The following is an 18,363-nucleotide window of genomic DNA, read 5'->3' as shown; positions in this document are numbered from 1 at the left end:
CATCCTCGGTACCGGCATCATGAAACCTTTTGATTTGTAAGCCGTTATCGCTGACATGACCGACGCTAAATTGAAACCGAAATCGGTCGACGGCACCGAGCCGGACGGTGCCGAGAAGTCGCGCCAGGAGAAGGCATCGACTGTCGAAGTTGCGCTGCCGCCAGATGCCATCCAACCCGATCCGGAGCTAACGCCTGAAGAGACCGAGCAGGCGCGAAAGCGCTATTTGCTGAAACGTTTCTGGATCAGCGCGCGCCGTTACTGGAGCCGCGATGGCGACAAGTTCGCTTGGCCCTTCTCGATCGGGCTATTGGCCCTGATCGGCATGAATGTCGGCTTCCAGTACGGAATCAATCTGTGGAACCGCGGGATATTCGACGCCATAGAGCGGCACGATGCGGGCACCGTCTATTTCCTGAGCGCTGTATTCGTGCCGCTCGTGCTTGGAACTGTGGCTATTGTCACTGTACAAGTCGCCGTTCGCATGATGATCCAGCGTCGGTGGCGTTCCTGGCTGACAAGCGCAGTCATCGCGCGCTGGCTCGCAAACGGCCGTTACTATCAGTTGAATCTCATCGGCGGCGACCACAAGAACCCCGAAGCGCGCATTTCCGAGGATTTGCGGATTGCCACCGAAGCACCCGTCGATTTCATCGCCGGTGTCATTTCCGCATTTCTGGCGGCCTCGACCTTCATCGTCGTGCTCTGGACGATCGGCGGGGCTCTCACTCTGCCGATCGCAGGTTGGACCGTCACCATTCCCGGCTTTCTCGTCATCACTGCGGTCCTTTACGCCGCGATCACCTCCAGCTCGATGGCGGTCATCGGCCGCTATTTCGTCCACGTCTCCGAGGCGAAAAATCAAGCAGAAGCCGAGTTTCGCTACACGCTGACGCATGTGCGGGAAAACGGCGAGAGCATCGCCTTGCTCGGCGGCGAAGAGGAGGAGCGTAATGACCTCGATAAGACCTTCGCCAATGTGCTCAGGCAATGGGCGCTCCTTGCCCGCCAGCACATGCGCACGACGCTTGTGTCGCATGGATCTATGCTGATTGCGCCAGTCGTCCCGGTCCTGCTGTGCGCGCCAAAATTTCTCGAAGGCAGCATGACGCTGGGACAGGTCATGCAGGCTGCCTCTGCCTTCGCCATCGTTCAGGGCGCGTTCGGCTGGCTTGTTGATAACTATCCGCGTCTTGCCGATTGGAACGCCTGTGCACGGCGCATCGCCTCGCTGATGATGTCGCTCGACGGGCTGGAGCGCGCCGAGCAGAGCGACTCGCTCGGGCGCATCAAGCATGGTGAAACCGAAGGCGAGGCGATGCTCAGCCTCAACGATCTCTCCGTATCGCTTGACGATGGCACCGCCGTGGTCACGGAAACGCGCGTCGAGATCGAGCCCGGCGAACGGGTGCTTGTGGCCGGCGAATCCGGGTCCGGCAAGAGCACGCTGGTGCGGGCGATCTCAGGTCTCTGGCCGTGGGGAAGCGGCAGCGTCAATTTCCACGCCGACAGACGATTGTTCATGTTGCCGCAACGACCCTATATCCCGTCCGGCACGCTTCGCCGCGCCGTCGCCTATCCCGGCGCCGCCGACAGCTGGACGCTGGATCAGGTCAAGGCTGCCCTCGACAAGGTCGGGCTCGATTATCTCAACGACAAGATCGAGGAAGAGGCGCCCTGGGACCAGACGCTGTCGGGCGGCGAAAAGCAGCGTCTCGCCTTTGCGCGCCTGCTGCTCCACCATCCCGATATCATCGTGCTGGATGAAGCAACCTCGGCACTCGATGAGAAGAGCCAGGATAAGATGATGCATATGGTGATCGATGAATTGCCCGACGTGACCATCATCAGCGTCGCGCATCGGGCTGAGCTGGAAGCCTTCCATAGCCGCAAGATCACGCTCGAGCGGCGCAAGGGCGGCGCAAAGCTTGTCAGCGATATCGATCTCATCCCGCGCAGGCGAAAACCGAATCTGCTTGTGCGGGTTTTGAAGAACCCCTCCGTGCTGAAAGACGGCACGAGTTCGAATAAGGACAGCACCGTCCCAGAATAGAAATTCTCCGCCTGGCCAAAACTCAGCAATCGCTTGACGCCGACTCCGCGTTGGCAATCTGATCCAGATTGTCGATCAGCCGCTTGAGCAGACCGACAAGTTGTGCTGCTTCCGCATCCGTGAACCCGGCCAATGCCTCTTCATTCCCCTGGAACAAGGCCGCAATCGCCTCCGGCATGCCGTCCCGGGCAGCCTTGGCCAGCACGATGCGGCTGCTGCGGCCATCAGCCGGGTCGCGTGTCCGCTCGATCAAGCCATCCCGCTCCATGCGGGCGAGCATCTGCGCCATCGGCGGTTGCTCGACCCTGGCAAAGCGCGCGAGATCGCGCTGCGTGCTTGCCTTGCCATCTTGCAGCGCCACCAGCACAGGCAATTGGCCGACACCGAAGCCGAGCGGTTTGAGGCGTGTTTCGCTCAAGCGCGCAAATCCGCGCGCCGCAAGACTGATGAGATGCCCCGGCGTCGAAAGCACGTCTTCATCCATTCCGCTTGACCTCTTGCCTGCGCTTGACCATAAGATATATATGTACGTATGTATATTGATGCGCGGCATTCGGCAATATCGTTTGATGCCGCCGAGCTGATCTTTCAATCTCCATTGAGGAAATGACATGTCCAACAATGACGTCGAAATGCTCAAGCGCGTCTATGCCGGCTTCAACGCCAGGGACATCGACGCTGTCCTCGCCGTCCTTTCCGACGATGTCGCCTGGGCCAACGGCATGGATGGCGGCCATGTTCATGGTCGTGAGGCCGTGCGCGACTATTGGACACGCCAATGGGCTGTCATCAGTCCACATGTCGAGCCGGTCGCCTTTGCGGAAACGGACGATGGCACTGTGGCTGTCGAGGTGATCCAGTCGGTCTTTGACCTCGATGGCCGGCCGCTGGAAGGGCAAAGCCATGGCCTGAAGGACAAGACCGTCACGCATATCTTCCGCATCGAAGGCGACAAGATCGTCCGCTTCGATATCCGGGATGCCCTGTAAGGAAATATGCCGGAGGTGGTGACCGCTCCGGGCGCGTTGCTGCCGACATGTCCGGAAAATCACCTCTGCATTTCGAGACAATCTCGTCGACAACGAGATTCAGGAGACGTGCGAAGCGGTTTGCCCGGAGCGCGTCCGTAAGCCGAACCGCTCAATGCGAAGCCGCCTCGCTTGCGACGGCCGCCCCCTCGCGCTTCCGGCCGGCCCCGACCGGGATCAGCCAGGTGGTGAAGAAGGTCAGTACCGCGACGACGACCACGCCCCAGAAGCTCCAGTGCAGGGCCGCATTGAAGACCGAGCGGATGGCAGGATCGGCGGCGAGCGCCGAAAGCCCGGTCGGCTGGTTCAGCGCCTCATGCAGGCCCGCCGCCGCCTCGCCGCTCGCATAGTGATTGATGCCGGCATTGAGGATGGCACCGAGCACGGTGGCGCCGAGCGTATTGCCGAGGCTGCGGGCAAAGATGATCGAGGCGGTGGCGCTGCCGCGCATCGCCCATTCGACGCTGTCCTGCACCAGCACGATGCTGGTGAGGCTGATGAGGCCCATGCCGAAGCCCATGAAGAAGGAACCGGCGCCGGCAATAACAGGCGAACTCTCCGGTGTCAGGAACAGAAGAAAACAGGCGCCGAAGGGAAACAGCAGGCTGCCGACGCGCAAGGTGCGGCGGATGCCGAAGGCCTTGTAGAAGCGGCTGGAGAGCATCACCGACAGGGGCCAGCCGACGACCAGCATGGTGAGTGTGAAGCCTGCCACGATCGGCGAGCGGCCGAGCACGCCCTGTACATAGATCGGCAGGATGGTCGAAAGCCCGATCAGCGCCATGCCGGCGAGCAGCGTCGCCGCATTGCTGGTTGCGATCAGCCTTCGGCTCCAGAGCGGGATCGAAATGATCGGCTCCGGCGCCCGCTTCTCCTGGGCGAGAAAGAGAAGGCCCGTGACCACGAAGACGGAAAAAAGCGAAATCAGAATCCAGGCGCTGGCATCGGTTTCCGTCAGCATGACGAGCAGTGCGACAATCGATATCGAAAACAGCACCGATCCGAGGTAGTCGATCTTTGCCTGCTTGTGCGCCACATCCTCCTTCAGGAAGATCATGAAGGCGATGATCGAGATGATGCCGATCGGCAGGTTGATCCAGAAGATCCAGGCCCAGGAGATGTTGTCGACGATGATGCCGCCGGCCAGCGGCCCGACGACGGCCGAGGTCGCCCAGACGGTCGCCATCGCGCCCTGCACGCGGCCGCGTTCCTCGAGCTTGAAGAGATCGCCGATGATCGTCATCGTCACCGGTTGGATGGCGCCGGCGCCGAGCCCCTGCAGCAGCCGGAACAGCACCAGCGACATCATCGACCAGGCAAACCCGCAAAGCAGCGAGCCGACGAGGAAGATCAGGATGCCGCCGATCAGCACCGGCTTGCGCCCGAAAATGTCGGAAAGCTTGCCGTAGATAACAGTGGTCGTCGACTGCGCCAGCAGGAAGGCCGAAAACACCCAGCTGTAATAGGAAAAGCCGCCGAGCTGCCCGACGATGCGCGGCATCGCCGTCGCCACAATCGTCGCCTCGATCGCCACCATGAAGGTCGCGAGCATGATGGTGGCGACGATAAGCACGCGGTTCGAGCGTTGCGCTGCATTCGACATGACGATCCTCTTCGGGTGCTCCGCATGGCCGGAAATGTCGGCGGGCTGGCTGGGTGTGGGGCGATGCGCCGCTTGCGGAGTGACGGGTAGTTTTACGTCCGCAGTCGCGAGTCGTAAAGCCGTTCCCGCGGCAGCTGTTGTTTTCGTCCGAGGTGGGAGCGGCCGAAGCGAAGGCCCCGGTGCCACTTCGATCGGAGTGCCACCTCGCCCGGAGCCCTTCATTCTATCAGGCAGTCAGGCGGCAATCGGCCCGATCTTCATTGCGGGCAGGCCTCGCCGGTCGTCCCGCTCTCCGCGGAACCGGCGGGGCAACCCGGCGTCGGCTGTCCGGATTTTGGCCCGCCCGATAGCTGACCAGTCTGTTGGCGGTTGAAACAGCCCTCCTGTCATTCGTCATCCATCAAATGAAACTCCCGCGCCGCCTGAGGGCAGAGAAGGCTGAACTGCTCGATCAGCGGCGGCATCCCCGAAGCGCACGATATGTCTGAATTCTCTGGTAGTGGGAAAGTGACACTCTGCGGTGTTCCGGCAGAAGGTTCGAAGGACAGGGTGCCTTCGCTACAATTGGCGGTGGAACGGAAAGTGTCTTTCCCATTCTCTTTTGTGTACATCGCTACGCACTGCTTGACGGTCAGTTTGCCGCCATGGGCTGTTGTCTCCCATCCTGGGTCTCGCTTGCAATATTCCTGGAAGTCGGCCCGAGTGAGCTTGCCTTCCATCACTGCTGTGCTTGAATCGATGCCGGTCTTGCTGACGAGCGTTCCGTTCCATCCAGCACATGAGGCGAGCGGGAAGTCTTTTGCTTGCGCAGCGGACAAACCAAATGTGAAAAGCGCGATGCTTAAAAGCGATGTCCTCATGGATCCTCCTAATCGCCAACCTGCTCTCGTTCGATCGATATCGGTCGCGTATAGTTAGATGAATGGCAGCACAGCCGCCATGAGTGAAGAGGCTCCAATTGCTGAAATTTTGCCTGCAGAGCGGCCAAATGCAGCTCAAGGCAAACGCAGGATTTTAAGAGAGGCTTATAAAGAAATGGTGCCGCTTGCAGGACTCGAACCTGCGACCCCATCATTACGAATGATGTGCTCTACCACCTGAGCTAAAGCGGCATTTCACGGCCGAAGCATGCGGCCCGCGATTTGCATGGCGCTGATACAGCCATTGTTGGAAGATTTCAAGCGCCCTGTCATGGCTTTGGCAAAAAAGAGGGGAGGGGCCGAGTAGGCGCGGCTCAGAGCGCCAGCCGGGCACGCGCCGCCTTGTATTCGGCCTCCAGCCGGTCGACGAGGTTCGCCACCGGCTCGACGGCCTTGATGGCGCTGATGCCCTGGCCGCTGCCCCAGATGTCCTTCCAGGCCTTGGCGCCGCCGGTCGCCTGCTCGAAATCCATCTTCGAGGGATCGGCCAGCGGCAGGTTGTCGGGGTCCATGCCGGCCGCCACGATCGAGGGCTTGAGGTAATTGCCGTGTATGCCGGTGAAATAGTTGGAATAGACGATGTCGCCAGCGGCGCCTTCGACGATCGCCTGCTTGTAGGCGTCGGCGGCGCGCGCCTCTTGCGTGGCGATGAAAGGCGAGCCGATATAGGCCATGTCGGCGCCCATCGCTTCTGCGGCAAGGATGGCGCCGCCGGTGGAAATCGCGCCGGCGAGCAGCAGCGGCCCGTCGAACCATTCGCGGATTTCCTGGATCAGCGCAAAGGGCGACAGCGTGCCGGCATGGCCGCCGGCGCCGGCCGCCACCGCAATCAGCCCGTCGGCCCCCTTGCGGATTGCCGAATGGGCGTGGCGGTTGTTGATGATGTCATGCAGCACGATGCCGCCATAGGAATGGACGGCGGCGTTGACCTCGGGCACGGCGCCGAGCGAAGAGATGACGATCGGCACCTTGTATTTGACGCAGAGCGAGAGGTCATGCTCCAGCCGCTTGTTCGACATGTGGACGATCTGGTTGACGGCAAAGGGGGCGGCCGGCCGCTCCGGATGGGCGGCGTCGTGGCGGGCAAGCTCCTCGGTGATCTCGGCCAGCCATTCGTCGAGCTGGCTTTCCGGCCGGGCGTTCAGCGCCGGAAAGGCGCCGACGACACCTGCCTTGCATTGCGCCAGCGTCAGCGCCGGATGCGAGATGATGAACAGCGGCGAGCCGATGACCGGCAGTCTCAGTTTATCCCTCAGGATCGCGGGCAGGGCCATGGTTCATCACTTCCATTGACGTTTACGAAAACGTCAATCTCATAACAGAGATGAAAAGGCGATAAAAGAGCGGCTGCCATGCCTTCGTCGATTTCACCCCGAATATATAGGTCTGAGAAGGCTGATAGAATAAGGTCCGCATGTGCTGAAAGCTGCCGATTATCCTCGCCGATCAACCGCGGCCAGGCCTGCAAGGCTTGCGGTTTGCCGCACTTGACGCTACCGAATTTTGAGAGAGAACGGCGGGGATTGCAGTCCGATGCCGAGTTCATGGTGAAGGACTGGATGTGAGCGGATTAGAAACGGCCATCAGAACAGCGCTCGAAAACTCCGATCGCGACAATCCGGAGGTTCGAGCGAGGATCTACCAGTCGGCCCGCCAGGCGCTCGAAGCCGGTCTGCGCAAGCAGGATATCACCGACACCGAGGTTGTTGCCCATCATCGCCATCGCCTGGAAAGCACCATCCACGCCATCGAAAGCGAGGAGCGTGACCGCCTTCACCCCCGCCAGAGGCCGCCTGAGGTGCCCGTGCCGCCGGTCGTGGAAATGCCGGCACCTCCAGTCCACCGCGACGAGGTGGATGATATCGACAGTCCCGCCGTGTCGGGCGAGACCCGCGCCCCCGAAGTGAGCTTCGGCCGCCGCGATGAAGCGAGCCTCGACGACGTGCATGCCGGCAGTGGCGATCATCTGGCCGCCGCGCCGGTCGGCGAGGAGCGCCTTGCCCGCGGCCAGCGCGCCACCAACATGGATTTCCGCCCGGAGCGGGCGGCCGGCCGCCGCAAGCCGCGCAAATTCTTTTCGCGGCTGCTCGTCTGGTGCGTGCTGCTGGCCTTTATCGGCATCGGCGCCTGGTGGGCGCACACGTCGGGCCTGCTGTTGACCGCAGCCGAGCGCGACACCAGCGTTGCCAATCCGCCGGCAAGCACCCAGCCCGAGGATTTCACCGGCAATGACGACAGCGCCGGCAATACGGCCTCTCCCACCGACCAGCCGGTGACCATCGATCCGCAGAACAGCTTTTCGGCCGATTGGATCCCGCTGTTCAAGCCTGAGGACGCCGACAAGATTAAGAGCGGTCCCAGGGCGCGCACCGAAAAGATCGCCGAGAATGACGGCCCCGCCATCCGCCTGATTTCCGAGAGCGGTGCAGCCGATGGCAATATCTCGATCAGCGTGCCGTCATCGGTGCTGCAGCAGCTTGCCGGCAAATCCTCGACGATCGCGCTGACGCTGCAATCGACCACCGACGAGCCGACCCAGGTCACCGTCGAATGCAATTTCCAGTCGCTCGGCAATTGCGCCCGCCATCGCTTCAACGTCACCCGGGAAAAGTCGGATGCGCTGCTGCAGGTGAAGTTCGACCGCTCGCTGGCGCCGAATGCGCCGGGCACGCTGACGATCAACAGCGATCTCGACGGCAAGGCGCGCGGCATCAACCTCTTTGCCATCCGCATCCTGCCGGGGCAGTGAACTCCTATTTCGGAAAGCCTTATTTCAGAAACCCGGACCCCGAGCCGATGATCTCTTCGTCGACCGTGCCGAGCGCCTTTTTATCCTTGCCGTCATAATCCATCGCGTTCAGCATGTGGCGGATCAGTTCGAGGCGGGCGCGCCGCTTGTCGTTGGCGCGGATCACCGTCCAGGGCGCAAAATCCGTATGGGTTTCCTTCAGCATCCGGTTGCGCTTATCGCTGTAATCGCCCCATTTGGTCAGCGCCGCGATGTCCATCGACGACAGTTTCCAGACTTTCAGCGGATCATGGCGGCGGTCGTGGAAGCGCTTGAGCTGCATCTCGCGGCCGATATCGAGATAAAATTTGAAGAAGAAGATGCCCTCATGGGCGATGATCTTTTCGAGCTGCGGCGTCTGCTTGAGAAAATCCTCATATTGCTGCGGCGTGCAGAAACCCATGACCGGCTCGACGCCGGCCCGGTTGTACCAGGAGCGGTCGAACAGCACGAATTCGCCAGCCGTCGGAAACTGTGCGACATAACGCTGGAAATACCATTGCCCCTGCTCGCGCTCGGTGGGCTTGGTCAGCGCCACGACGCGCGCAAGGCGCGGATTCATATGCGCCGAAGAGGCCGAGATCGCACCGCCCTTGCCGGCAGCATCGCGTCCCTCGAACAGCGCCATCACCCGCTTGCCGGTCGCCTGCAGCCAGAACTGCACCTTGACGAGTTCAATCTGCAGCTTTTCCAGCTGCTCCAGATAGTCCTCTTCCTTGAGCTTCTTCTTGTAGGGAAAATCGCCGGATTCCAGTGCGTTTTCCTCCACCCAGTCCGGCAGGACGGGATCGTCGACATCGAAGATGCGTTTCTTTCCGCGGATCTCCAGCTCGACGGCCCTGTTTTCGACGTCCTCGTCCATATGTTCCTCCTCAGCCTGATTGTTCTCTTCCCGCAGGCGAACATAGTTGCCGTTGAAAATCAAATCTTTCGCGGATGGCCGGCACTTTTTCGTCGGTTTCGGTGGCGGCCTTTCGCTTCGGGGCGGCAGCCCGAAAACTTCTGTCATGAATTGCCGCTATCAGGCAGAGTTCCAATATAAAGAAAAACGAATCGACGCCGCGAGGGCACTTGCCAGACGAAACTCCATGGAGAAAAAGCCTGTTGGCGCGCATAAGGCGCGAACGGCCGGTGCTGCTTGCGGCGATCCTCAGCGCGCTGATCGCGCTTGCCGCCGGCATGAACAAGTGGGTTGTGCTTGTCCTTCTGCTGGTGATGATCCTCACCGCGCTTTTCAACGAGGCGCCCATCATCGAGGCCGAACCCGCCCCGCCGGTGGAGATGAAGCCGGAGCTGCCGCCAAGCCGCCTGCCGGAGGTTTCCGCCACGCTCTCCGGCCTCGATTTCCCCGTCATGCTGCTGTCGGACGATGCCTCGGTGCTCTTCCAGAACCGCGCCGCCGAAAAGGCCTTCGGCGAGGTGGCGCTCGGAGCCCATATATCGGCCCGCCTGCGCTCGCCCGGCGTGCTCGACATGGTGCGTGAGACGATCGCCACCAACGCGCCGAACCAGATCGAGCATTCCGAGCGGCTGCCCTCCGAGCGCGTCTATATCGTCCGCAGCGCGCCCATTGAATTCGCGGCCGGGGACGGGCCGCATGAGCGCTATTTCATCCTCTCCTTCCGCGATATTTCCGAGGTCCGCCGCATCGACCGCATGCGCTCGGATTTCGTCGCCAATGCCAGCCATGAGCTGCGCACGCCGCTTGCCTCGCTGCGCGGCTTCATCGAGACCATCCAGGGGCCGGCGAAGAACGATCTGAAGGCGCAGGCGCGCTTCCTCAACATCATGCTCGACCAGGCGACGCGGATGAGCAGGCTGGTCGACGACCTGCTGTCGCTCTCCCGCCTGGAGCTGAAATCGCACATCGCGCCGGACGAGAAGATCGACCTGGTGCCGCTGCTCGGCCATGTCAGGGATTCCCTGGCGCCACTGGCAAGGGATGTCGGCGTCGACATCAACCTGCATCTGCCCGAGGGCAAGGTCGAGGTGCTGGGAGACCGCGACGAGCTTGTCCAAGTCTTCGAGAACCTGATGGAAAACGCCTGCAAATACGGCCAGGAGGGCGAGATCGTCGACGTCTGGTTGAAGAATGGCACCGGCCAGCCGGTCGAGGTCAGTATCGTCGACAAGGGTCCGGGCATTCCGGCCGAGCATGTGCCGCGCCTGACCGAGCGCTTCTATCGCGTCAGCATCGAGGATAGCCGCTCGAAGAAGGGCACCGGCCTCGGCCTGGCCATCGTCAAACACATCCTCACCCGCCACCGCGCACGGCTGATCGTCAAATCCGAAGTCGGCAAGGGCACCGATTTCACCGTGCGCTTTTGACAGGGCATGTCCCCTCGCCACGTTTACGGGGAGAGGGTTAGGGTGAGGGGCAAATCACACGGAACAACCTTGGTGAAAGGATGTAGTGCGGAAAGCCGCCGTCTCCCCATCAGGATATGAAGCCGATTTCTACAACGTAAGGTGGATTGGTCGCCGGACTTTGCCGTTCGCCGACACGATGGATCGGCGTCTTCAAAATTTTCCATTATAAATCAGCATCTTAAGCTGTCACAAATGTTTCATCGCTTTGACATAAAAGGACGGTGCTTAAACCGCTAAGAGAGTCTCGCCGATGAAAAAAGGCACTGCGAGGGCCTCTCTACAGGCCGCACTCACACAAGCCCAATGCCGGGAGATTTACATGAACACCTTCAAGCTCACCGTTGCCGCGCTCGCTGCAACTGCTGCTTTCGCTGGCGCTGCCGTCGCCCGCGACCAGATTCAGGTTGCTGGTTCGTCCACCGTCCTGCCTTACGCAAAGATCGTTGCCGAGTCCTTCGGCGAAACCTTCACCAACTTCAAGACGCCGGTCGTTGAATCCGGCGGCACGGGCGCTGGCCTGAAGGAGTTCTGCAAGGGCGTTGGCGAAGACACCATCGACATTGCAAACGCCTCGCGTCCGATCAACAAGAACGAAGCCGAAGCCTGCAAGGCTGCCGGCGTGACGGATATCCAGGAAGTCAGGATCGGCTACGACGGCATCGTCTTCGCAACCGACGCTTCCAACCCTGACGTTGCCTACGTTCCTGCCGACATCTACAAGGCCCTCGCAGCCCAGGTCGTCGTCGACGGCAAGCTCGTCGCCAACCCCTATAAGAAGTGGTCGGAAGTCAACCCGAAGCTTCCCGCTGTTGATATCGCTGCCTATATCCCGGGCGAAAAGCACGGCACGCGCGAAGTCTTCGAACAGAACGTTCTCGCCGCCGGCTGCAAGGCTTCTGGCGCAACCGACGTCATCGCCAAGGAAATCTCCGACAAGGCGGCCCAGGGCAAGGCCTGCGTCGCAGTCCGCAAGGACGGCGTTGCTGTCGACATCGACGGCGACTATCCGGAAACCCTGGCACGCATCGCCGCCAACAAGACCGGCGTCGGCGTATTCGGCCTTTCCTTCTATGAAAACAACGCCGACAAGCTCAAGGTTGCCAGCGTAAACGGCATCGTTCCCTCGACGGAAACGATCGCGAACGGCACCTACCCGGTTTCCCGCCCGCTGTTCTTCTACGTCAAGAAGGCACATCTCGGCGCCGTTCCGGGCCTGAAGGAATACGTCAACTTCTTCGTATCCGACCAGATGATCGGCCCTGACGGCCCGCTCGTCGAATACGGCCTGGTTGCCGCTCCGGATGCCGAGCGCGAAGCGATCCGCAAGGACGTCGAAGCCGGCAAGTCCATGTAATCACTTTGCCGGCGCGGTGCCTTCAGGCCCGCGCCGGCATTGCCTTATCCCTCGCGCCGGCGTTTTCGGTGCTGCGGGTTAAATTCATTCCGCATGATTGGAAGCTGAAGGCAGGCTGTGAAGCTGCCGGGCTTTGGGGCCACGGGCTTGGGGACGTAACGAATGAGCACATCCATCATACTTTTGTGCCTTGTGGTGATCGGTGCCGCCGCCTATCTGGTCGCGCGAAGCCGGGCCACGGCGCTTGCCGGAGGCAGATCCTCCGCATTGCATTCACGGCCGGCCTATTACGGCGCCTATGCCGCGATCTGGGCTGTTCTTCCCGCCCTCATCGTCCTCTGCGTCTGGCTCTCCGTCAGCCCCGGCATCATCCAGTCCTCGGTTCGCAGCGCCTTCCCTGCCGACGTCAAGGCTCAGGCCTCGGTCGAGCAGGATCTTGGTTATTCGATGGTGGCGACGGTCGCCCGCGGCCTGACGATGCTGACTTCGGATGAAGCCGCGGCAGTCGCCAACGATCCGGCCGCCCTGCAGGCCAAGCTCCTCGAAAAGGGCGTGCCGCTCGCCGGCCAGCCGCAGCCCTACATGGTCGATGCCGCCAAGACGCTGAACGCCAAGAGCATGACGAGCCGCCTCGCCATGACCGCGATCGTCTTCATTCTGGCTGTATCAGGCGCCTTCTATGCGCTGCGTTCCATCGCCCCGCGCTTCCGCGCCCGCAACCGGGTCGAGCGCGTCATGCTCTGGGGCCTGCTGCTCGCCTCCTCGATCGCCATCCTGACGACGATTGGCATCGTGCTTTCGATGCTGTCGGAAGCCGCCCGCTTCTTTGCCGTGGTTCCCGCCGCCGACTTTTTCTTCGGCACCGTCTGGGATCCGCGCTTTGCCGGCGCCGGCAGCTCCTCCTTCGGTCAGTTCGGCCTGATCCCGCTGCTGCTCGGCACGGTTTACATCGGCCTGGTCGCCATGCTGGTCGCCGTGCCGGTCGGCCTCTTTGCCGCCATCTACATGGCCGAATACGCCTCGCCGAAGGTGCGCGGGGTCGCCAAGCCGCTTCTCGAAGTGCTCGCCGGCATTCCGACGATCGTCTACGGCTTCTTCGCGCTCGTCACCGTCGGCCCGTTCCTGCGCGATTTCTCCGCCCAGATCAGCGGTCTTTTGTCCGGCAGCTATTCGAATTTCATCCAGGCGCAGAGCGTTCTGACGGCCGGCATCGTCATGGGCATCATGCTGATCCCCTACGTCTCCTCGCTGTCAGACGACATCATCACCGCCGTGCCGCGGGCCCTGCGTGACGGTTCGCTCGGTCTTGGCGCCACCCGCTCCGAAACCATCAAGAAAGTCGTCTTGCCGGCAGCCCTTCCCGGCATCGTCGGCGCATTGCTGATGACCGCCTCGCGCGCCATCGGCGAAACCATGATCGTCGTGCTGGCCGCCGGTGTTGCCGCCCGCATCCAGATCAACCCCTTCGAGCCGATGACGACGGTGACCGTCAAGATCGTCAACCAGCTGACCGGCGACCTCGAGTTCACTTCGCCGCAGACCCTGGTTGCCTTTGCCCTTGGCATCACGCTGTTCTGCATCACGCTTTGCCTCAACATCTATGCGCTCTACATCGTGCGCAAATACCGGGAGCAGTACGAATGACGGATATTGTTTCTCCCGCCGGCGTCACCGTTTCCAAGGCGCCACCGCGCCGCGATATCGGCATCAAGCGCCGCTATGCCGCCGAGCGCCGGTTCCAGGCCTATGGCATTGCCGCCATCACCTTCGGTCTCGTCTTCCTCTTCATCCTGCTGTGGACGGTGATCGGCAAGGGCTACACCGCCTTCCAGCAGACGGCGATCACCTTGCCGATCGAATTCGCCGAGAAGACGATCGACCCGAACAACAAGCGTGCGACCGACCCTTCGGTGCTGATCGCCGCCAACTATCCGGTTCTCCTGCGCGACGCGATCGTCAAGCAGTTGAACATCAATGCCGCAAGTCGCCCTGATGTGCGCGATGCCTCGGCCATGCTGTCGAAGAGCGCCCCGATCCAGCTGCGCGACATGGTCATGTCAGACCCGTCGATCATCGGCAAGACGGTCAATGTCACGGTGCTTGCCGACGCCAATGTCGACAGCGCCAACAAGGGCCAGATCGATCTTTCGGTCGATGAGAAGAACCGCAAGGTCAACGACAAGCAGGTTGGCTGGATGAACGAGCTGAAGGCGAGCGGCGCTCTTCACAAGCAGTTCAACACCGGCCTCTTCGTCAACGGCAACTCCAGCCGTCCGGAGGCCGCAGGCCTTGGCGTCGCCCTCATCGGCTCGCTCTACCTGATGCTGATCGTGCTGGTGCTGTCGCTGCCGATCGGCGTCGCCGCCTCGATCTATCTCGAGGAGTTTGCGCCGAAGAACAAGCTGACGGACCTGATCGAGGTCAACATCAACAACCTCGCCGCGGTTCCCTCGATCGTCTACGGTCTGCTCGGTCTGTCCGTCTTCATCAACTTCATCGGCCTGCCGCGCTCGGCGTCGCTGGTCGGCGGCCTGGTGCTGACGCTGATGACCCTGCCGACGATCATCATCGCCACGCGTGCCGCTCTTCGCGCCGTGCCGCCGTCGATCCGCGCCGCAGCCCTCGGCCTCGGCGCTTCCAAGATGCAGATGGTGTTCCACCACGTTCTGCCGCTCGCCATGCCCGGCATCCTCACCGGCACGATCATCGGCCTGGCGCATGCGCTCGGCGAAACCGCGCCGCTGCTCCTGATCGGCATGGTCGCCTTCGTCGCCAACGCGCCAACGACGCCGCTCGATCCCTCGACGGCTCTGCCCGTACAGGTCTATATGTGGGCCAACGAGGCCGAACGTGCCTTCGTCGAGCGTACTTCGGGTGCCATCATCGTTCTGCTCCTGTTCCTGATCGTCATGAACATGGGCGCCATCCTCTTGCGTCGTCGCTTCGAGCGCCGCTGGTAAACGGAGTTAAACATCATGAACATGTTGACGGAAGCTGCAGTTGAAAAGGCGCTGGATCACAAGATGAGCAACGTCCCGTATAAGATGATCGGAAAGGATGTCTCGGTTTACTACGGCGAAAAGCGCGCGCTTTTCGATGTGAACCTGAACATCCGCGAAAACACCGTAACCGCCCTGATCGGCCCGTCCGGCTGCGGCAAGTCGACCTTCCTGCGGAGCCTCAACCGCATGAACGACACGATCGACGGATGCCGCGTCACCGGCAAGATCACGCTCGATACCGACGATATCTATGATCCGGATATCGACGTCGTCGAACTTCGCGCCCGCGTCGGCATGGTCTTCCAGAAGCCGAACCCGTTTCCGAAGACGATCTACGAAAACGTCTCCTACGGCCCGCGCATCCATGGCCTGGCCAAGTCGAAGGCCGATCTCGACCAGATCGTCGAGACCAGCCTGCAGCGCGCCGGCCTCTGGAACGAGGTCAAGGACCGCGTGCATGAATCCGGCACCGGCCTGTCCGGCGGTCAGCAGCAGCGCCTCTGCATTGCCCGTGCCGTCGCCGTCAGCCCTGAGGTCATCCTGATGGACGAGCCCTGCTCGGCGCTCGATCCGATCGCCACAGCCAAGGTCGAGGAACTGATCCACGAGCTGCGCGAGAACTACACAATCGTCATCGTTACCCACTCCATGCAGCAGGCCGCGCGCGTCTCGCAGCGCACCGCCATGTTCCACCTCGGCAATCTCGTCGAGGAGAACGACACCGACAAGATGTTCACCAATCCGGACGATCCGCGCACCCAGGATTACATCATGGGTCGCTTCGGCTGATCCTGGCGTCACCAAGCCTTTCCGTTATTCGAGGATAAAGCCCCATGGCATCGACACATATTTATTCTGCCTATGATGATGATCTGAAGTTCCTGTCCAGGCGGATTTCCGAAATGGGCGGCCTGGCCGAGCAGATGGTCGCCGAAGCCGTGCGGGCGCTGGTCAACGGCGATACCGCGCTGGCGCAGAAGGTCATCTCCGACGATGTGATCCTCGATCACGCCGAACGCGAAATCGGCGACAAGGCGATCGTCACCATCGCCCGCCGTCAGCCGATGGCCGCGGACCTGCGCGAAATCATGGGCTCGATCCGCATCGCCGCCGATCTCGAACGCGTCGGCGACCTCGGCAAGAACACCGCCAAACGCGTCATCGCCGTCCAAAGCACCGGCGTTCCCCGCAAGCTCGCCCGCGGCCTCGAGCATCTCTCCGAACTGGCGCTCGTCCAGCTCAAGGAAGTGCTCGATGTCTACACCAATCGCTCCGCCGACAAGGCGAACGCGATCCGCGAACGCGACAACGAGATCGACGCGATGTACACCTCGCTGTTTCGCGAGCTCCTGACCTACATGATGGAAGATCCGCGCAACATCACCAGCTGCACGCATCTTCTCTTCTGCGCCAAGAACATCGAGCGCATCGGCGACCACGCCACCAACATCGCCGAGACGATCTTTTACATGGCGACAGGTGCGCAGCCGGAAGGCGATCGTCCGAAAGACGACAGCGCCAACACCGTCGGCGCGGTAACCGAATAACCGCCCGGGCCGGACGGCCGGGCTAGAAGCTTGCGTGCGCGCCCATCCGGGGCGCGCAAAGAGGTCGCAGCCAATTCTGAATTTGCGCAGGATGCATTGCTTGAACCATCCCCGGTTCAAGGATCATGCGCGAGGAGACCGACACGCATGATCCCGAGAGTTGCAGTTGTTGAAGACGAGGAAGCCCTGAGCGTGCTTCTTCGCTACAATCTCGAAGCGGAAGGCTTCGAGGTCGATACCATCCTTCGTGGCGACGAAGCCGAAATGCGGCTTCAGGAGCGCACGCCCGATCTGCTCATCCTCGATTGGATGCTGCCTGGCGTCTCCGGCATCGAACTCTGCCGGCGCCTGCGCATGCGGCCGGAAACCGAGCGCCTGCCGATCATCATGCTGACGGCGCGCGGCGAAGAGAGCGAACGCGTCCGCGGGCTTTCGACGGGTGCCGACGATTATGTCGTCAAGCCCTTCTCGACCCCCGAGCTCGTCGCCCGCGTCAAGGCGATGCTGCGCCGCGCCCGTCCCGAGGTGCTGTCGACGGTGCTGAAATGCGGCGATATCGAGCTCGACCGTGAAACCCACCGGGTCCATCGCAAGACCCGCGAAGTCCGCCTCGGCCCCACCGAATTCCGCCTGCTGGAATTCCTGATGTCGTCGCCGGGCCGGGTCTTCTCCCGCTCGCAGCTTCTCGACGGCGTCTGGGGCCACGATATCTATGTCGACGAACGCACCGTCGACGTCCATGTCGGCCGCCTGCGCAAGGCGCTGAATTTCTCCAACATGCAGGACGTCATCCGCACCGTCCGCGGTGCCGGTTATTCGATGGAAGCCTGAGGGCCTCCATTCTGATTGCTGACAACGTCGCTCGAGCTAGCGTCTGCCCCTCACCCTAACCCTCTCCCCGTAAAACGGGGCGAGGGCACGTGCCCTGCGAGAGGTCAGCGGGGAACGGAGAGGTCGGGCATATCCCCTTCGCCCCGCAAGCGGAGAGAAGGTGCCGGCAGGCGGATGAGGGGCAGCCATCCGCGCGAACCAATAACTACAAAAAAACGGGCCAGTCGGCCCGTTTCTCATGTGCGGCGATGTTACCCGCTCAGCTGGCCCGCGCTGCTGCCCGGCGGCGTTCGTTGACCGGCTGGTAGGCAAGCTTCTGGTGATAGCTGCAATAGGGCGAATTGTCGGGGGATTCGCAGCCGCAGAAGTGGAAGTCATCCTTCAGCGGATCGCCGACCGGCCACTTGCAGGTGCGTTCGGTCAGTTCCGTCAGGCCGAGGCGTCGGGAAATCGGAACGACCACGTTGCCTCTCGGCACGTATTCCATTTCCTCGATCGTTTCGATCTCGATCTCTTCCTTCAGCATCGTCGCGCCCTGCTGGCGGGTAACGGTGCGAGTGGCGACCCGTGAGGCGTAGTTCGGCGCGCGCGGCGCAGAAGTATTGCGTTTCGGCGTTCGGGCGGCATTGGCGGTACCGCCGGCCTTGGCACGGCCGGGGAGGCTCAGCCGATGCACCTTGCCGATGACCGCGTTTCTGCTGACGCCACCAAGTTGTGCCGCGATCTGGCTGGCGCTCAGTCCTTCGGCCCAGAGCTTCTTGAGTTTCTCGACCCGCTCGTCTGTCCAGTTCATGCCCTGTCTCCACCTTTTGCGTTGGTGATGGCAGAATCCCTCACCGTTGTCCCGGAAGGCTCCGAAACAAGAAA

16 protein-coding genes and 1 tRNA gene are annotated in these 18,363 nt (G+C 61.7%); 10 read left to right on the top strand and 7 right to left on the bottom strand.

All coding sequences use genetic code 11. The features are described 5' to 3' along the window. The first annotated feature begins 55 nt into the window (after positions 1-55). Positions 56-2,053, top strand: a complete 1,998-nt coding sequence (locus tag FHT75_RS13070; protein ID WP_097631031.1) for an ABC transporter ATP-binding protein/permease — start codon at positions 56-58, stop codon at positions 2,051-2,053. A 22-nt stretch (positions 2,054-2,075) separates the two neighbouring features. Here the strand turns inward: FHT75_RS13070 and FHT75_RS13065 are convergent, their stop codons facing one another. Beyond that, entirely contained in the window at positions 2,076-2,537 is a 462-nt protein-coding gene (locus tag FHT75_RS13065) for a MarR family winged helix-turn-helix transcriptional regulator (protein ID WP_097543250.1), read from the bottom strand. A gap of 127 nt (positions 2,538-2,664) precedes the next feature. Here FHT75_RS13065 and FHT75_RS13060 point away from each other — a divergent pair, with 127 nt between their 5' ends. Further along, on the top strand, positions 2,665-3,042 hold the full coding sequence (locus tag FHT75_RS13060) for a nuclear transport factor 2 family protein (RefSeq protein ID WP_097543251.1): 378 nt from the start codon (positions 2,665-2,667) through the stop codon (positions 3,040-3,042). 151 nt (positions 3,043-3,193) lie between these two features. Here the strand turns inward: FHT75_RS13060 and FHT75_RS13055 are convergent, their stop codons facing one another. The 4 genes from FHT75_RS13055 to FHT75_RS13040 form a co-directional block, all read right to left on the bottom strand. Further along, the gene (locus FHT75_RS13055) at positions 3,194-4,684 is read right to left on the bottom strand and encodes an MDR family MFS transporter (protein ID WP_097543252.1); all 1,491 of its coding nucleotides are present in this window, start codon (positions 4,682-4,684) and stop codon (positions 3,194-3,196) included. Between the two features lie 386 nt (positions 4,685-5,070). Then, positions 5,071-5,544 (bottom strand): hypothetical protein, encoded by a 474-nt coding sequence (locus FHT75_RS13050; protein ID WP_097543253.1) that lies wholly within the window; start codon positions 5,542-5,544, stop codon positions 5,071-5,073. A 176-nt stretch (positions 5,545-5,720) separates the two neighbouring features. Continuing rightward, positions 5,721-5,796, bottom strand: a tRNA-Thr gene (locus tag FHT75_RS13045). A gap of 122 nt (positions 5,797-5,918) precedes the next feature. Then, positions 5,919-6,878 (bottom strand): NAD(P)H-dependent flavin oxidoreductase, encoded by a 960-nt coding sequence (locus FHT75_RS13040; RefSeq protein ID WP_028757465.1) that lies wholly within the window; start codon positions 6,876-6,878, stop codon positions 5,919-5,921. 287 nt (positions 6,879-7,165) lie between these two features. Between FHT75_RS13040 and FHT75_RS13035 the strand changes: the two genes are divergently transcribed. Next, positions 7,166-8,353, top strand: a complete 1,188-nt coding sequence (locus tag FHT75_RS13035) for a regulator (protein ID WP_183844904.1) — start codon at positions 7,166-7,168, stop codon at positions 8,351-8,353. A 19-nt stretch (positions 8,354-8,372) separates the two neighbouring features. Here FHT75_RS13035 and ppk2 read toward each other — a convergent pair whose 3' ends face one another. After that, on the bottom strand, positions 8,373-9,254 hold the full coding sequence (gene ppk2 / locus FHT75_RS13030) for a polyphosphate kinase 2 (protein ID WP_028756992.1): 882 nt from the start codon (positions 9,252-9,254) through the stop codon (positions 8,373-8,375). A 242-nt stretch (positions 9,255-9,496) separates the two neighbouring features. Here ppk2 and phoR point away from each other — a divergent pair, with 242 nt between their 5' ends. From phoR to phoB, 7 genes are all read left to right on the top strand, one after another. Beyond that, complete coding sequence (gene phoR / locus FHT75_RS13025) at positions 9,497-10,720, top strand: phosphate regulon sensor histidine kinase PhoR (RefSeq protein ID WP_028756991.1); 1,224 nt, start codon at positions 9,497-9,499, stop codon at positions 10,718-10,720. A 361-nt stretch (positions 10,721-11,081) separates the two neighbouring features. Further along, positions 11,082-12,116 (top strand): substrate-binding domain-containing protein, encoded by a 1,035-nt coding sequence (locus FHT75_RS13020; RefSeq protein WP_047617056.1) that lies wholly within the window; start codon positions 11,082-11,084, stop codon positions 12,114-12,116. Between the two features lie 162 nt (positions 12,117-12,278). Next, a complete protein-coding gene (gene pstC / locus FHT75_RS13015) occupies positions 12,279-13,760 on the top strand; it encodes a phosphate ABC transporter permease subunit PstC (protein ID WP_097544946.1) in 1,482 nt (493 codons plus the stop codon). Beyond that, positions 13,757-15,076, top strand: a complete 1,320-nt coding sequence (gene pstA, locus FHT75_RS13010) for a phosphate ABC transporter permease PstA (protein WP_047617053.1) — start codon at positions 13,757-13,759, stop codon at positions 15,074-15,076. Before pstC ends, pstA begins: the two co-directional genes overlap by 4 nt. 15 nt (positions 15,077-15,091) lie before the next feature. Beyond that, complete coding sequence (gene pstB / locus FHT75_RS13005; RefSeq protein WP_003556197.1) at positions 15,092-15,907, top strand: phosphate ABC transporter ATP-binding protein PstB; 816 nt, start codon at positions 15,092-15,094, stop codon at positions 15,905-15,907. Between the two features lie 44 nt (positions 15,908-15,951). Continuing rightward, positions 15,952-16,665: a phosphate signaling complex protein PhoU gene (phoU, locus tag FHT75_RS13000; RefSeq protein WP_028756987.1), complete on the top strand. Its 714-nt coding sequence runs from the start codon at positions 15,952-15,954 to the stop codon at positions 16,663-16,665. 147 nt (positions 16,666-16,812) lie between these two features. Next, positions 16,813-17,496, top strand: coding sequence for a phosphate regulon transcriptional regulator PhoB (gene phoB / locus FHT75_RS12995; RefSeq protein WP_003545181.1), 684 nt, complete (start codon positions 16,813-16,815; stop codon positions 17,494-17,496). 259 nt (positions 17,497-17,755) lie between these two features. On the opposite strand, the gene FHT75_RS12990 is transcribed toward phoB, so the two are convergent. Continuing rightward, positions 17,756-18,289 (bottom strand): GcrA family cell cycle regulator, encoded by a 534-nt coding sequence (locus FHT75_RS12990; RefSeq protein WP_028756986.1) that lies wholly within the window; start codon positions 18,287-18,289, stop codon positions 17,756-17,758. Positions 18,290-18,363 lie beyond the last annotated feature (74 nt).

This window comes from Rhizobium sp. BK112, from assembly GCF_014193215.1.
In the GTDB taxonomy this organism is placed as follows: Bacteria; Pseudomonadota; Alphaproteobacteria; order Rhizobiales; family Rhizobiaceae; genus Rhizobium; species Rhizobium anhuiense.
Note: the sequence above shows the minus strand (reverse complement) of the source record. Positions and strands in the feature narration are given on the sequence as shown.